This is a genomic window from Microbispora cellulosiformans, from assembly GCF_008728085.1.
Lineage (GTDB): Bacteria > Actinomycetota > Actinomycetes > Streptosporangiales > Streptosporangiaceae > Microbispora > Microbispora amethystogenes.
Genome location: NZ_VYTZ01000008.1, coordinates 1 through 14,825, shown reverse-complemented (window position 1 = coordinate 14,825; position 14,825 = coordinate 1). Strand labels below are relative to the sequence as shown.

At 70.0% G+C, this 14,825-nt stretch carries 18 protein-coding genes; 12 read left to right on the top strand and 6 right to left on the bottom strand.

Annotation, left to right across the window (positions count from 1 at the left end):
- Positions 1 to 13 precede the first annotated feature (13 nt).
- The 5 genes from F5972_RS22610 to F5972_RS22590 all read left to right on the top strand — a co-directional run bounded on the left by F5972_RS22610 (position 14) and on the right by F5972_RS22590 (position 4,307).
- Complete coding sequence (locus F5972_RS22610) at positions 14 to 1,006, top strand: MBL fold metallo-hydrolase (RefSeq protein ID WP_191910271.1); 993 nt, start codon at positions 14 to 16, stop codon at positions 1,004 to 1,006.
- Between the two features lie 93 nt (positions 1,007 to 1,099).
- The gene (locus tag F5972_RS22605) at positions 1,100 to 2,122 is read left to right on the top strand and encodes an alpha/beta fold hydrolase (protein WP_150935627.1); all 1,023 of its coding nucleotides are present in this window, start codon (positions 1,100 to 1,102) and stop codon (positions 2,120 to 2,122) included.
- A 27-nt stretch (positions 2,123 to 2,149) separates the two neighbouring features.
- Positions 2,150 to 2,863, top strand: a complete 714-nt coding sequence (locus tag F5972_RS22600; RefSeq protein WP_150935625.1) for an SDR family NAD(P)-dependent oxidoreductase — start codon at positions 2,150 to 2,152, stop codon at positions 2,861 to 2,863.
- A 5-nt stretch (positions 2,864 to 2,868) separates the two neighbouring features.
- Positions 2,869 to 3,900 carry an NAD(P)H-dependent flavin oxidoreductase gene (locus F5972_RS22595; RefSeq protein WP_150935623.1) on the top strand — a complete coding sequence of 344 codons (1,032 nt, stop codon included), beginning with the start codon at positions 2,869 to 2,871 and terminating at the stop codon, positions 3,898 to 3,900.
- A 41-nt stretch (positions 3,901 to 3,941) separates the two neighbouring features.
- Positions 3,942 to 4,307 carry an SgcJ/EcaC family oxidoreductase gene (locus F5972_RS22590; RefSeq protein WP_150935621.1) on the top strand — a complete coding sequence of 122 codons (366 nt, stop codon included), beginning with the start codon at positions 3,942 to 3,944 and terminating at the stop codon, positions 4,305 to 4,307.
- A gap of 49 nt (positions 4,308 to 4,356) precedes the next feature.
- Here F5972_RS22590 and F5972_RS22585 read toward each other — a convergent pair whose 3' ends face one another.
- From F5972_RS22585 to F5972_RS22565, 6 genes are all read right to left on the bottom strand, one after another.
- Positions 4,357 to 5,073: an NADPH-dependent F420 reductase gene (locus F5972_RS22585; RefSeq protein WP_150935619.1), complete on the bottom strand. Its 717-nt coding sequence runs from the start codon at positions 5,071 to 5,073 to the stop codon at positions 4,357 to 4,359.
- A gap of 23 nt (positions 5,074 to 5,096) precedes the next feature.
- Positions 5,097 to 6,161 carry an LLM class flavin-dependent oxidoreductase gene (locus F5972_RS22580; protein WP_150935617.1) on the bottom strand — a complete coding sequence of 355 codons (1,065 nt, stop codon included), beginning with the start codon at positions 6,159 to 6,161 and terminating at the stop codon, positions 5,097 to 5,099.
- An 87-nt stretch (positions 6,162 to 6,248) separates the two neighbouring features.
- Positions 6,249 to 6,812 carry an NADPH-dependent FMN reductase gene (locus F5972_RS22575; RefSeq protein ID WP_150935615.1) on the bottom strand — a complete coding sequence of 188 codons (564 nt, stop codon included), beginning with the start codon at positions 6,810 to 6,812 and terminating at the stop codon, positions 6,249 to 6,251.
- Between the two features lie 230 nt (positions 6,813 to 7,042).
- The gene (locus F5972_RS22570) at positions 7,043 to 7,465 is read right to left on the bottom strand and encodes a winged helix-turn-helix transcriptional regulator (protein ID WP_150935613.1); all 423 of its coding nucleotides are present in this window, start codon (positions 7,463 to 7,465) and stop codon (positions 7,043 to 7,045) included.
- Between the two features lie 19 nt (positions 7,466 to 7,484).
- The gene (locus F5972_RS37420; RefSeq protein WP_191910270.1) at positions 7,485 to 7,625 is read right to left on the bottom strand and encodes a hypothetical protein; all 141 of its coding nucleotides are present in this window, start codon (positions 7,623 to 7,625) and stop codon (positions 7,485 to 7,487) included.
- Positions 7,626 to 7,635: 10 nt separating this feature from the next.
- The gene (locus F5972_RS22565) at positions 7,636 to 8,955 is read right to left on the bottom strand and encodes a chymotrypsin family serine protease (protein ID WP_150935611.1); all 1,320 of its coding nucleotides are present in this window, start codon (positions 8,953 to 8,955) and stop codon (positions 7,636 to 7,638) included.
- Between the two features lie 269 nt (positions 8,956 to 9,224).
- Between F5972_RS22565 and F5972_RS22560 the strand changes: the two genes are divergently transcribed.
- From F5972_RS22560 to F5972_RS22530, 7 genes are all read left to right on the top strand, one after another.
- Positions 9,225 to 9,842: a VOC family protein gene (locus F5972_RS22560; RefSeq protein ID WP_150935609.1), complete on the top strand. Its 618-nt coding sequence runs from the start codon at positions 9,225 to 9,227 to the stop codon at positions 9,840 to 9,842.
- A gap of 100 nt (positions 9,843 to 9,942) precedes the next feature.
- Positions 9,943 to 10,710 (top strand): SDR family NAD(P)-dependent oxidoreductase, encoded by a 768-nt coding sequence (locus F5972_RS22555; protein ID WP_150935608.1) that lies wholly within the window; start codon positions 9,943 to 9,945, stop codon positions 10,708 to 10,710.
- 87 nt (positions 10,711 to 10,797) lie between these two features.
- Positions 10,798 to 12,159 carry a dihydrolipoyl dehydrogenase family protein gene (locus F5972_RS22550; RefSeq protein ID WP_150935606.1) on the top strand — a complete coding sequence of 454 codons (1,362 nt, stop codon included), beginning with the start codon at positions 10,798 to 10,800 and terminating at the stop codon, positions 12,157 to 12,159.
- 45 nt (positions 12,160 to 12,204) lie between these two features.
- Entirely contained in the window at positions 12,205 to 12,366 is a 162-nt protein-coding gene (locus tag F5972_RS22545) for a hypothetical protein (RefSeq protein WP_191910269.1), read from the top strand.
- A 225-nt stretch (positions 12,367 to 12,591) separates the two neighbouring features.
- Entirely contained in the window at positions 12,592 to 13,662 is a 1,071-nt protein-coding gene (locus tag F5972_RS22540; RefSeq protein ID WP_150935604.1) for an endonuclease/exonuclease/phosphatase family protein, read from the top strand.
- 107 nt (positions 13,663 to 13,769) lie between these two features.
- Positions 13,770 to 14,183: a VOC family protein gene (locus F5972_RS22535; protein ID WP_150935602.1), complete on the top strand. Its 414-nt coding sequence runs from the start codon at positions 13,770 to 13,772 to the stop codon at positions 14,181 to 14,183.
- Positions 14,184 to 14,251: 68 nt separating this feature from the next.
- Positions 14,252 to 14,590, top strand: a complete 339-nt coding sequence (locus F5972_RS22530; protein ID WP_150935600.1) for an Imm51 family immunity protein — start codon at positions 14,252 to 14,254, stop codon at positions 14,588 to 14,590.
- Positions 14,591 to 14,825 lie beyond the last annotated feature (235 nt).

Genomic DNA, 14,825 nt, shown 5'->3' with positions numbered 1-14,825 from the left:
GATGGAGAACCACATGCCGACGACCACCCACGTCACCGGTTCGCCTGGCTTCTCCGCGGAAGCGAGACGACGCAGGGAGCTTCCGACCGCCCCGGTGCCCGAGATCGCGAAGGGACCGCAGGTCCCCGACACCGGCTACATCCTCGACGAGATCGCCGACGGCGTCTTCTGGCTCAGCGACGGCCAGTACCAGAACATGTTCGTCGTCCACGACGAGGGGGTCATCGCGGTGGACGCGCCCCCGACCCTCGGCCACGACATCCTGCGCGCGATCAAGCGCGTGACGAGCAGGCCGATCACGCACGTGATCTACAGTCACGAGCACTCCGACCACGTCGGCGCCATGTCGATCTACCCCGGCGACGTTCCCCGCTACGGGCACAGCATCGTCGCCCAGCGGCTGAGGTCGCTCGGCGACCCCGACCGCCCGGTGCCCACGGAGGTCTTCGACGACACCCTGACCATCGAGGCCGGTGACCACACCGTGCGCCTGGACTACCCCGGCCCCAACCACAGCGAGGGAAACAGCCTCATCCACCTGGCGAACCAGCGGGTGCTGATGCTGGTCGACGTCATCTTCCCCGGCTGGGTGCCGTTCTCCAACCTGGCGCTTTCGGCGAACGTGCCCGGGTACGTCGCGCTGCACGACCAGGTCCTCGCGTACGACTTCGACCTGCTGGTCGGCGGCCACGTCACCCGTCCGGGAACGCCCGAAGACGTACGAGTCCAGCTGGAGTACATGACCGACCTGCGCGCGACCGCCGAAGCCGCCCTGTCCAGCGTGGATCTCCGCGAGATCATGGCGCCGGTCGACACCGGCAACGCCTGGGCCGTCTTCCGCGCCTACCTCGACGCGGTGGCGGCGCGGACCGCCGACGAGCTCGTCCCGCGCTGGCGGGACCGCCTCGGCGGCGCGGACGTGTTCACCCTGCCCAACGCCTGGGCGATGGCGGAGTCCCTGCGGCTGGATCTCAACTCACTCGGCCCGTTCGGCACCAAGGCCTGAGGCACCGCACCATGCCGCCCTCGTGGCGCGACACGAGGGCGGCATCCCGCCTGTAACGGCCGGACACCGCGAACACGACCAAGGAGATCACTGATGGACTTCACGCCGGATCGACGGCGCTTCCTGAGCATGGCCGCGGGAACGGCGGCGCTCGCTCAGCTCGGCCGCGTCGAACGACCTCAGAGCAGTACCGCGGCTGGGACCAGCGGGTCCTTCGGCCCGGTGAAACAGATCAAGGCCGGTGTGTTGAACGTCGGGTATGTCGAGGCCGGACCAGCGGACGGCCGCCCGGTGATTCTCATGCACGGCTTCCCCTACGACATCCACAGCTATGCCGAGGTGGCGCCGCTGCTCGCGGCGGCGGGCTACCGGGTGATCGTGCCCTATTTCAGGGGTTACGGCACGACCACCTTCCTGTCCGCCGACACACCGCGCGATGTCGACCAGGCCGCCTTCGCGCTCGACGTCATCGCCCTGATGGACGCCCTGCGTATCCGCGAGCCCATCCTGGCCGGCTATGACTGGGGGTCGCGGACCGGCGACATCATCGCCGCCCTGTGGCCGCACCGGTGCAGGGCGCTGGTGTCGGTCACCGGCTACCTGATCACCAACCTGGCCGCCAACCTCAAGCCACTGGCGCCGATGGCGGAGAACGCCTGGTGGTACCAGTACTACTTCACCACCGAGCGGGGCGTGGCGGGCCTGACCCGGTACCGGTACGACCTCGGCCTGTTCGTCTGGAAGTTCAACTCCCCGACGTGGGACTTCTCCACCGAGACCTACGATCGCACCGCGGCCGCGTTCGACAACCCCGACTACGTCTCCATCGTCATCGGCAACTACCGTTGGCGATTGGGCCTGAAGCCGAGCGAGCCCCGGTACACCGCACTCGAACGCGTCCTGCAGCGGGCCCCGGCCGTCTCCGTACCCACGATCACCATCGACGGCAGGTACGACCCGTTCACCCCGGCGGGAGACGGGTCGGCCTACCGCGCCAAGTTCACCGGCGCCTACGACCACCGGGTGCTCGATGTCGGGCACAACGTGCCCCAGGAGGATCCGCGGGGCTTCGCGCGCGCCGTCATCGACGCCGACCGTCTCGCCAAGACCGCCTGAACCATCGCGATCAGAGAAGGGGCCAGCATGAGCAACCAGGGCCGGAAGGTCGCCGTCATCACCGGCGCGTCGCAGGGCATCGGAGCCGGGCTCGTCACCGGTTACCGCAAACTGGGCTACGCCGTCGTCGCCACCTCACGCGGCATCGCCCCGTCGCAGGACCCCGAGGTCCTGACCGTCCAGGGAGACATCTCCGACCGCGCCACCGCCGAACAGGTCATCGCGGCCGGCGTGGAACGGTTCGGCCGCGTCGACACGCTCGTCAACAACGCGGGGATCTTCATCGCCAAGCCGTTCACCGACTTCACCCAGGACGACTACGACGCGGTGATGGGCGTGAACGTCAGCGGCTTCTTCCGCATCACCCAGCTCGCGATCGAGCAGATGCTGCGGCAGGGTGGCGGGCACCTCGTGCAGATAACGACCAGCCTGGTCGAGCACCCCAACTCGGCCGTGCCCTCCGTGCTGGCCTCACTGTCCAAGGGCGGGCTGCAGGCCGCCACCAAGGCGCTGGCCATCGAGTACGCCACCCGCGGCATCCGCGCGAACGCGGTGGCCCTGGGCACGATCAAGACTCCCATGCATCCCGAGGAGCACCACGAGGCACTGGCCGCACTGCATCCGATGGGTCGCATGGGCGAGATCGGCGACATCACCGACGCGGTGCTCTACCTGGAGACCGCCCCCTTCGTCACCGGCGCGATCCTGCCCGTCGACGGCGGCCAGACCGCAGGGCACTGACTCCCGTGAACGCGGCACTGACCGCCCTCGGGGTGAGCGCCCCAGTCCTGGCCGCGCCGATGGCCGGCGGGCCGAGCACACCCGCCTTGGTCATCGCGGCGGCGCGGGCGGGTGGCATGGGTTTCCTGGCCGGCGGGTACAAGGACGCCGGCGCGCTGGCCGAGCAGATCGACCAGGTACGCGCCGGCGGCGTCCCGTTCGGGGTGAACCTCTTCGCGCCGAACCCGCTGCCGGTCGATCCGGCGGAGTTCCGGCGCTACGCCCGCGCGATCGCCCCCGAGGGCCGGGCATACGGCCTCGACCTCCTCTCCGCGGAGGCCGTCGAGGACGACGACCACTGGTCCGACAAGATCGAGCTGTTGCTGTCCCGTCCGGTTCCCGTCGTCAGCTTCACCTTCGCCGTTCCGCACCCGGCGGTCGTCAGGTCGCTGCGCGCCGCCGGCACACTCGTCATCCAGACCGTCACCTCACCCGCGGAGGCTCTTCAGGCCGCCGAGGCCGGGGCCGACATGCTGATCGTGCAGGCCTCGGCCGCGGGCGGCCACTCGGGCACGTTCACGCCCCGGCGGACCCCCGCCGACGTGCCGCTCCCCTGGTTGCTGGGCGAGGTGGCAGGCAGCGTGTCCCTGCCTCTCATCGGTGCGGGCGGGCTGGCCACCCCCGCCGACATGGTCCAGGCGCTGCGGTCCGGTGCCGCGGCGGCCATGGTCGGCACCGTTCTGCTACGTGCCGACGAGTCGGGGGCGTCGCTCGCCCACAAGGAGGCGCTGGCGGGCGCGGCTAGCCGGGGAACGGTGGTCACCAGGGCCTTCACCGGCAGGCCCGCACGGGCCCTGCCCAACCGATTCATCGACCGCTACGGCGATCTCGCGCCCTTCGGCTATCCCGCACTGCACCACCTGACCAGCCCATTGCGCCGGGCCGCGACAGCCGCCCGGGATCCGGAGCGGATCAACCTGTGGGCCGGCACCGGACACCACCATGCCACCCCCGGACCCGCCGTCCGGATCCTGCGACGGCTCGCATCTCACCTCTGAGCCGTGACTCCGCTCACCGAACGAAGGAGGAAAGCAAGGCGATGAGCCATCCGATGCACGACGTCCTCGGCCGCTGGAAGGCCGCCTTCGACGGCCACCGGCCCGGCGCGATGGCGGAACTGTTCACCGAGGACGCGCTCTTCCAGGGGTTCGGGCCAGCGGTCGTGGCCGGACAGGACGCCGTACGGGCGTACTACGAGGCAGTGCCGGACGACCGGCGCGCCGAGGTGACCGTCCTGCACACCTACACCGTCGGTGAGCGAGTCGCCGGCGGCTTCGCCGACGTCACGTTCAGCGATCCGACGGGGTGGGAGGCGAAGGTGCACATGTCGCTCGTCCTGCGGCGTGACGACAACGGCTGGCGCATCCTTCAGTATCACGTCTCCCGGGTCGCCGCTGAGGACTGACGCCCCCGCGTCACCGGGCCACCGGACGGGCATCCACTGCCTTGCGGGATCAGAGCGCCGGGCAGGACGATGACGTCACTCCGCCTCGTGCGCGGAGCACCTCGCGACCGCGCCGCGACTCGGGGAAACGATCGAGCATGGCGCCCAGCTCGGTCGCGTCCACGTTCGCGCCGAACGGCTCCGTGCCCGGCTCCATGCGGACGCCCTCCGCGAGCGGGCCGGCGATCACCGGCTCGAAGCCGAGCCTGTTCACGATCGAGGCGACGACCTCGACATCCTCCGGGTCGTCGCCGGCGACGGCGATCGCGCGGCGGCCCGGAGCGCCGGCGGGACGGGCGCTCTCTTCCAGGTCGTGGTAGCCCATGTGGTTGAAGGCCTTGACGACCCGCGCGTGCGGCAGGAACGCCTGGACGATCTCGCTGGAGGATGTGCGCGGGTCGGTGAGGTCGCCCCGGACCCCGTCCACGTCCTGCCAGTAGTTCATCGCGTCGAGCACCAGCTTGCCCCGCAGCGCTTCGGCGGGAACGTTGCGATGTTTGCCGAGGGGCAGGGCCAGCACCACGACATCCGCCCCGGACGCGGCCTCCACCGCGGTCACCGCGGCCGCTCCGGGCGTGACGACCTCGACGATGAGAGAGATGCGCGCGGCCTCCCCGGAGCCCGCTATCAGGACGCGGTAGCCGGCCGCCACAGCGAGGCGGGCCAGAACGGTGCCGACCTTGCCGGCGCCGAGGATGCCGATGGTAAGGACGTCGCCTGGTTTCATGGTCGCTCCAAGTCGTCGATGGGTCACGCGTGGACCGTGTCGGCCGCGAGCAGCTCGCGTACGCGCGGGGCGACCTCGCGACCCAGCAGCTCGATCGTGCGCGCACGGGCGTCGCGAGGAAGGTGCATGATGTCGTACTTGAGATCGAAACGGCTCAGGCGGAGATCGCGGGCCACCCTGACGATCTTGCGGGCGACCGTCTCGGGCGAACCCACGAAGAGCGCGCCGTTCTCGACCTCGGCTTCGTACCGCTCCCGATCGGGCGCGTAGAAGCCGCGCTCGGCCGCGAGATCCTCGACGACGGGCCGCCAGTACCGCCACCACGTCTCGACGGCCTCTTCGTCGCTGTCGGCGACGAGGCCGAGCGAGTGCTGCCCGATCGGCGGCTCGGGATGACCGAAGCGCTCCAGCGCTGTGAGGTACAACTGGACGTTCCTGGCGAAACGCTGGGGCCGTCCGCCGATGACGGCCATCATGAGGGGCAGACCGTGACGGGCGGCGCGCACCACGGAGTCCGGGCTGCCGCCCACGCCGATCCAGGTGGGGATGCCGCCCGGCCGCATGCGGGGGTGCAGCCGCTGCCCCGTGAGCGGCGGACGCACCGTCCCGGACCAGGTCACCTGTTCCTCGCGTTCGAGCCGCAGGAAGAGGTCGAGTTTCTCCTCGAACAGCCGCTCGTAGTCGGCCAGGTCGTAACCGAACAGCGGGAACGACTCCGTCGCGGAGGCGCGGCCCAGCACGATCCGGGCCCGGCCGCCGGACACCGCGTCGAGGGTGGAGAACTCCTGGTACAGCCGGACCGGGTCGTTCGTGCTCAACACGGTCACGGACGTGCCGAGCCCGATGCGCCGGGTGGCGGTGGCGATGGCGGCGAGCAGCACCGGGGTCGCGGAGTCGTTGTGCCCCTCCCGGTAGTGCTCTCCCACGCTGAAGACGTCCAGCCCCACCGCCTCGGCCAGCCGGGCCTCCTCCACGAGCAGGCGCACGGTCTCGGCGTCGTCGAGCACGCGCCCGCCGTCCGTCGCCACCTCCCCGAACGAGTTGAGCCCCAGCTCGAAGCGTGGGTGTTCGATCCTGCCGACGGTCATGGTTCCTCCTGCTCGCAAGGTGAGTTGTGGGGCGCGGGGGCCGCCTCGCCGGCCGGGGCCGTGCGGGGCGGCCCCGGCCGGCTCGGGTCAGGCCGCCTGGCGCAGCGGGGCCAGGGCACGGCTCCAGGCGACGACCTCGTCGAGCATGGTCGTGAGGGCCGCCACCTGGCGCTCACCGGCTGCGAGCTTGCTGAAGTCGTGGAAGTCGGTGAACAGGGACAGGGCCACGTTGGTGCGCACGTCGGCGAGCTTGAGCTCGCCGGCGATCAGCCGCAGATGCTCCGCGGCCCGGGCACCGCCGACGCTCCCGTAGGACACGATGCCGAAGGCCTTGTGGTTCCACTCGGCGTACAGATAGTCGATGGCGTTCTTCAGCACACCCGAGGTGGAGTGGTTGTATTCGGGCGTGACCATGACGAAGCCGTCGAAAGAGGCGATCTTGGCGGCCCACGCCTTGGTGTGCTCGTTCTTGTACTGCCCATAGGCCGGCGGCATGGGCTCGTCCAGATGCGGGAGCGGGTGGTCCAGCAGGTCCACCAGCTCGAATACGGCGTCCGTGCGCCGGGATGCGTGCTCCAGCACCCACCGCGCCACCTGCTCGCCGTTGCGACCGGGGCGGGTGCTGCCGAGGATGATGCCGATACGGATCATTTCAGGGTCCCTTCAACTCCGCAGGGGTGACGGGAGAGGTCGGCCGCCTCGACCGTGCCCTCCGCGGGCAACATGCGACTGTCCCGGCATGCCGGACATACCGATCAGCTCCCGTACGTGCACCGACGGCCTGGAACAGGCCGCCTGAGCGACTTCCGCATACCTGGGTACACGCCGGTGATCGGTAACTTCAATTGAACCGAGGTCACATGAAGTGGACCGACGAGGTCTCAGTCGAGATCGTCGATATCGAGGCCGGCCGCCTCGTCGAAGGCGCGGCGGTTGGTGCGGATCGTCTCCTGGTTGTCGGCCGCCCACCGGGTGAGCGCCAGGACAGGCTCGGACAGGCTGCGTCCGAACGGGGTGACCTCGTACTCGACCCGGGGCGGGATCTCCGGATAGATCAGGCGTTTGACGAGCCCGTCACGCTCCAGGCTGCGCAGGGTCAGCGTCAGCATGCGGCGGGAGATGCCGGGCGCCGTCCGCAGCAACTCGGTGAAGCGCATCGGCCCCTTGCCGAGCAGCCCGATGAGGATCAGGCTCCACTTGTCACCGACCCGGTCCAGCACGGATCGCAGCACATCCGGATCGTGCTCGATGCACGCCCCGCCCAGCGAACGCAGCACCCTGTCCGCCTCGGTCTGGTGTGACATGGGGCTCCCGCCTCCTCCGTCACCCGGAAATGACCAGGTCACGTTGCTTTTGCCAGTTGTCGAAGAGTACATCGATGTCCGAAAGCAACTTCCGGAGGAGGCGCACTATGCCCGTTGCCGCATCCCGGCCGCTGCGGCCGGCGCGCATGTCGGCACGCATCAGTGGAATGTCACCAGACGCGGATGCCGAGCGCGCGGTACGCGTCCTCGATACCGACGAATAAAACGCCGTGACTGCACGATCTGCCGTTCGCGTAGGACTTGCACTGCGTCGACGTGGCCCCGTATCGACCCGAGATCACGCCCAGTGCCGTGATGTGGAGCTCTGGCGAGATGCTGTCGAAGACAGGACCTCCGCTGTCTCCGCTGCCCACGACGTTCTCGGTGTTGCTCCAGCCCTTGAAGACCGGCCCGATCGTCCGACCGGCACTCGGGTCCTCGTACCAGACTCCGCTCGCGGTGATCTGGATTCCGCACGAACCACCCGAAAGCCCTGGGCTGATGCAGATCCACTGCCCGACGTACGGTTGGTAGGCACCTGTGGTCAGCGCAGCGGTCACTCGGTCGTCCGTGTCCATGCCGGCGCCCTGCTCGACCTGTCGGGTGTAGGTGACACCGGTGTAATACCTTGAGTTGTCGAAGATGGCGACGTCCTGGATCGAGTTCGAGTTGTTCGCGACGCCGAACGCCTGGCCGTTGTAGGTGTCGACGTACTGCCCCTTGCGAACGCAGTGAGCGGCGGTCAGGGTTCGCAGGGCTCCGGCCGGGTCCTGTACGACGAACGCGGTCGAGCACAGCGAGCTGTTGGCGATGAAGACCCGGCCGCCGCGGACCGGCACGGCCTGCCGGAAGTAGTTGGTCGTACTGGGCCGCTCAGCGGTGCCGACGACGTTCGCCCGTACGCTGACGCCGCCCGCGCTCACCTCGATCGTCGCACTCGACGCGTCCCTCGTCGTGGACGGATCGAAGTGGGTGATGGTGAGGCCGGAGCCGCCCGCGGAGGGGCCGACCTCGACGATGTCCCGCGTGTCGAGCGCCCGGCCGTTCGAGAGCGATGTCGCGGTGAATCTTCCTCCCATCACCGCTCGCGCCGCGGTCTGAAGTTCGTTGAAGTCGTACGCAGCGGTGTGCAGCTGCACGCGGACCTTCGCCGACGCCACGGCCGCGCGAACGTCGGCAGGCGGCTCGCCCTTCCAGTACAGGTCGACCCGGCGATGCTCGTTGTCGAGGGTGATGTCGGCATAGCCGGGCACGAAGCGGGCGCCGCGCCGCGCGACCTTTCGGATTTCATCGGCTTGGCCCACCAGATCTTTCTGGGCCTTCCACAGGGCGTCCCACGATTCGTATCCTCCCGGCACCGGTGCGGTCGTGGAGGCGATGGTTTCGCGCGACGGGCCGGTTGACGCGGCGTTCGCCGGCGGTAGGGTGCCCAAACACAAGAGGGCCAACGAGATGCATATCGCCGGTCGCGAGACGGTTCTGTTCACCATGTGTCCTTTCGGTGGCGGAAATTCCCTCCACAAAAGATCGGGGAATCGCGGCGTCTCGCGCGCCCGTGGAACACCCTGGCCTTCCCACCGCCAGGGTCGATGTCGCGAGCCCGTGCCGGTGGCCCCTGACCTGCACGAGCCCCGGCGCCCCAGGCACGGGTGACCCCCTGGCCCTGGCCCACCAGTGGAACTCCCTGGTGTCCGCCAGTAGCCCGCTGCGCGACTCTCGTCGTGTCGACCTTGGGTGCGAGCGCAGGAGGGCGCAGGTCATGGACATGAAACTCGAAGTGGTCGTGGTACCGGTCGCGGACGTCGACCGGGCCAAGGAGTTCTACAAGGGGCTGGGCTGGCGGCTGGATGCCGACATCGCCACCGGCGAGGACTTCAGGGTGGTGCAGGTGACCCCGCCGGGCTCACCTGCGTCGGTCATCTTCGGCACGTCGGTCACGTCCCAGGCCCCTGGTTCCGCTCAGGGCCTGCACCTGGTCGTCGACGACATCACCGCCGCGTACGACGAGCTCAAGCGGCTCGGTGCCGACCCGAGCGAGGTGTTCCACGACGCCGGCGGCGTCTTCCACCACGCCGGGACCGACGCCCGGGTGCCCGGCGCTGATCCGCAGCGCGGAAGCTACGGCTCGTTCCTGTCGTTCAGCGACCCCGACGGCAACGGCTGGGTGCTGCAGGAGGTCACCACCCGGCTCCCGGGACGGCTGGACCCGTCCGTCACCACGTTCACCTCGGCCTCGGACCTCGCGGCGGCGCTGCGCCGCGCCGCGGCCGCGCACGGCGAGCACGAGGCGCGCACCGGTGCCGAAGACCCGGAGTGGCCGGACTGGTATGCCGACTACATGGTGCGCGAGCAGGCCGGAATCGAGCTGCCGTCGTGACCGAGGCCGACTACCGCGTCGGCCGTCGACAGCATGCGGACCGACCCCGGCGCCGCCGCTTACGGCGTACCGATGTCTCCGTTGGTACAGGAGCCGGGCCATGCCCGATCATCCGCTGAACGGAGCCGTCGCGCTCGTCACCGGCGCCAGCAGTGGCATCGGCGCCGCGACCGCGCGCCGCCTCGCCCGCGAGGGCGCGGCGGTCGCCTTGGTCGCCCGCCGCCGCGACCGCCTCGACCAGGTCGCGGCCGACATCGCGAAGCTGGGCGGTCGGGCAGTCGCCGTCACGGCCGACATCACCGATCCCGAATGCGCCGATGCGGCGGTGCAGAACACGCTCGACTGGTACGGCCGACTGGACATCCTGGTCAACAACGCCGGCATTATGCTCCTCGACACGGCTCTGCACACCACTATCGAGGAGTGGGATCGGATGATCTCGCTCAACGTGGCGGCGTTGTTGCACGTCACGCACACCGCCGTACCGCACCTGATCTACGCGGCGTCGACCTCCCCACGGCAGGTCGCGGATCTGGTGAACGTCAGCTCGGCGGCCGGGCGCGTCGCCCGGCCCGAAAGCAGCGTCTACAGCCTGACCAAATCCGGCCTGAACGCCTTCACCGAATCGCTTCGCCAGGAGCTGCGCGGCGAAGGCGTCCGGGTCAGCGTGGTGCAGCCCGGTGCAGTGGACACCGAGCTATGGGACCACCTCAGCGACACCACCCGGGACGCGGCCCGCCAGCGGCTCAACGGTATCGAAGCGCTGCGGCCGGAGGACGTCGCGGACGCCATCGGCTACATCGTCACGCGAGACCGGCGAGTGGCCGTCAACGAGATGTTGGTTCGCGCCGCCGATCAGAACTGGTGACAGCTCACGCGGGCCTGTGCCGGGGAGGTCGGTCAGCGACCTCCCCGGCGCCGCCCGAGGATCATCACACGAGCAGGAGACGCAGAGATGAACACCGACTATGACGTCATCGTGATCGGCGGCGGCTCGCCCGGGGAGCACTGTGCCGGCGCTCTGGCCGAGGGCGGGTTGCGCGTCGCACTGGTGGAGCGGGAACTGGTCGGCGGGGAGTGCTCGTACTGGGCCTGCATCCCGTCCAAGACGCTGTTGCGCCCCGGCGAGGCCGTGCACGGCGCACGAGAGGCGGAGGCCACCGCCGAGGTCGACGTCGAGCGGGCCCTGGCCTGGCGGGATTTCATGGTGTCCGGCTACTCCGACGCGGGCCAGGAACGGTGGCTGGCCACCAACGGCATCAAGCTGCTGCGCGGCAGCGGCCGGCTCGCCGGACCGGGTGTCGTGGAGGTGAACGGGGCCCGGCACACCGCCGAGCACGTCGTCATCGCCACCGGCTCCTCCCCCGTCATCCCGCCCGTGCCGGGCCTGCGGGAGCTGACGGGCATCTGGACCAACCGCGAGGCGACCGGCCTGAAGGCGGTCCCGCGGATGCTCGTCGTACTCGGTGGCGGTCCCGTCGGCGTGGAGCTGGCCCAGGCGGTACGGCGGCTGGGCGGCGAGGTGGTCCTGACCGCGCGGAGCCGCCACGTGCTGCCACACGAACCCGCACCACTGGGCGAGGCACTCGGCGAGGTCCTGCGCCGCGACGGCATCGAGCTCGTGCTCGGCCCGCAGGCCGTCGGCGCCCGGCACGACGGCGAGGACTACGTCCTCACCCTCGACGACGGTCAGGAGCTGCGCGGCGACAAACTGCTCGTCGCCGCCGGGCGGCGCCCACGCGCGCACGACATCGGTCTGGAGACGGTCGGCGTGAGCGCCGACGCCCACGGCATCCCCGTCGATCGCCACCTGCGCGCCGCCGAGAACCTCTGGGTCGTCGGCGACGCCACCGGCCTGTGGATGCTCACGCACGTCGGCAAGTATCAGGGCGACGTCGTCGCCGACAACATCCTGGGCACACCCCGCGAGGCCGACTACACGGCCGTGCCCCGCGTCGTCTACACCGACCCGCACGCCGCGTCGGTCGGCGAGGTCCAGGCGCGGTTCAGCGCCACCGTCCCGATCTCCGAAGTGGCCAGGACCGCCACGTACACCCGTGCGTACGCCGAAGCCAACGGATTCCTGACGCTGCTCAGCGACGGCCGCGTGCTCACGGGCGCGTACGCGCTCGGGCCCGAGGCGGGCGAGTGGCTGCAGCAGGCGACCGTGGCCATTCGCGCCCGGATCCCCCTCGACGTGCTGCGCGACACCATCCAGCCGTTCCCCACCTTCTCGGAGATCTACATCGCCGCCCTCAAGGACCTGCACGACCAGATCACGGCGGCGGGGCGACCCGCCCGGCGGACAGCGTCCTGAATCACATGGTGCTCTACCGCACCCTGGTGGTCGACGGCCTCGGCCATGGCGCGCCACGACCAGTCGTTCCAGGTGCGGGAGGCCGACAACTACCGGGCCGACCTCCCGAAGGTGCAGGTGCACCTGCTCGACGGCGGCCACTTCGTCCTCGACATCTGTGCCGGCGAGGCGACCGAGCGCATCAGGGCTTTCCTGGACAAGCGGTGACGGCCTGGCGGCCACCGTCGGCGGGGACCGTGACACAACCATGACACGGCGCGGATGAGCCGGGGACACCGCCGGCCGACAGTGGACGGGACCCGAAGAACTGGAATCGGTGTCGCCCTCGACAAGCAGGCGAGATGAACCGGCCGAAGCCTTGTCCGCGCATGCATGCCGGCCCCACCCAGGACCCGGGGATGCGGCCAGTGACCTGCAGAGCGAGGACAGACGATGACATTGGTGGACACGGCGGAGACCGGACAGGGCCGCCGGGATATCGGCTCCGGGACCCGGCGCGGGCGCGTCCGCCGGGTGATTCGCGCCGCCTCCCGGCCGGGCCCCTGGAAGCGCGGCCCGGTGCTCACGACGCTGGCGCTGCTGCTGGGCCTGTTCATGCTGCTGCACGCGCAGATCCCGAACCGGATCGGGAACCTGGGCAGCCTGGTGGAGACCTTCCTGCCGTGGTTCGGCCTGTTCATCCCGGTGCTGCTGGCCGGGGCGCTGCTGCGCCGCTCCGCCTCCGCCGTGGCCGCGCTGCTGCTGCCGGTCATGGTGTGGCTGAACCTCTTCGGCGGGCTGCTCGGCGACGGGTCCCACCCGGGCGGCTACCTCACCGTGGCCTGCCACAACGTCGGCGCCGGCAATCCCGACCCTGCCCGCACCGCCCGCGATCTGGCCGCCTTCGGGGCGGACGTGCTGGCCCTGGTGGAGCTGACCCCACAGGCCCGGGGCACGTACGAGAAGGAACTGGCGAAAGCGTACCCGTACCACACGGTGAAGGGCACGGTCGGGCTGTGGAGCAGGCTGCCGCTGTCGGACACGAAGCCGGTCGACATCGAAATGGACGCGGGGCCGCTGGCGGACACCATAGCGGCCGACGCCAAGATGACCTACGACCGCGCGCTGCGTACCACGGTGGCCACGGGCCGGGGTCCGCTGGCGGTGTACGTGGCCCACCTGGGGTCCGTACGGGTGAATCCCAGGGCGGGCTTCTCGACGGATCAGCGGGACAGAGGCGCGCGGGCGCTGGGCAGCGCCGTCGCCGCCGAGCGAAACGAGCGGGTGGTGCTGCTCGGCGACCTGAACGGCAGCATGGACGACCGCGTGTTCGCCGGCATCACCTCGCGGCTGCGCTCGGCCCAGGACGCGGCCGGGGACGGCTTCGGCTTCAGCTGGCCGGCGAGGTTCCCGCTGGTGCGGATCGACCACATCCTGATCCGCGGCGTGGAGCCGAAGAGCTCGTGGGTGCTGCCGGCCACCGGCAGCGACCACCTGCCGGTGGCGGCCGCAATCAGATGGTGAAGCCGGCTCCCCTGACATCGGTCACGAATCGAGAAGCGCCGCAGACGGAGCCGCTCGTAGCGTGTCCTTCAGGTCGCACGACCCCTGAAGCACGAAGGAGCAAAGGCATGAAAGCGCACGTCAGCTCGATCCTCCTCGCTGTCCGTGACATGGACCGGGCCAAGCGGTTCTACACCGAGGGGCTCGGCTGGAAGATCAAGAACGACTTCGGCGTCTCGGTGTTCTTCGAGTCGGACGGAGCTTCGCCCGTCGGCTTCTACGGCCGTGACGGCCTGGCCGACATGGTCGGAACGAGCCGGGACGGCAGCGGCTTCGGCGGGCTCGTCCTCACCTACGTCGTCCGCAGCGAGGCACGGGTCGACGAGATCATGGCGGAGGCCGAGAAGGCCGGCGCCACGATCCTCAAGCCCGCCGGCGCGCTGCCGTGGGGCGGGTACGGCGGCACCTTCGCCGACCCCGACGGCTACATCTGGAGCCTCGGTTACAGCGCCCAGGGACAGGACCAGCCCTACGCCGAGTAGTCCCGGCGGCGGCCCCAGCGGGTCTGGAGCCCTTTGCGGCTGGGGGTCGACAGTGGCAGCATGCGCCGGTGCATCCATTGAGGCTGATCGAGCCGACCTCGGGCGAATACTCCCTGTTGCTGGACGCGGGAACCACTCAGGTCGACGACGTGATCGAAGATCTCGGCCATGAGCCGAACGGGTACTTCTGGGAAGGCGTCGCGCAGGTGCTCGTTCGCACCGAGGCTCCCGCCCTGGAAGGCCGGTTCTCGTACGACCCCGAAGGCGACATGTTCTGCGCGTACGGAAAGGACCGCGGCGCGCTGGAGGAACTCGGCACCCGGATGGCCGCCACAGCGACCGACGCCGACCGCGTACGGCGGCTCGTGGCCGCCGCCAAGGCGGACGGTTTCGAGTTCGACGACTGACACTCGCCCGCCGCTGAGCGAGGCGGGACCAGGACAGACTGAGGCGGGCTCGGCGTGAAGCCGAGCCCGCCGTTTCAGGTCCGCCGGACGTCAGGACGTACGGATGGCACCTGTGTCATGCCTTAGCGCTGCAGGGTGAGCAGGCCCGGGCGGTAGGGCAGGAGACCGTAGTCGACGCCGTCGGAGCTGGGGCTGCGGCCCTGGTAGAGCAGCTGCAGGTTGCAGGGGTCGACCG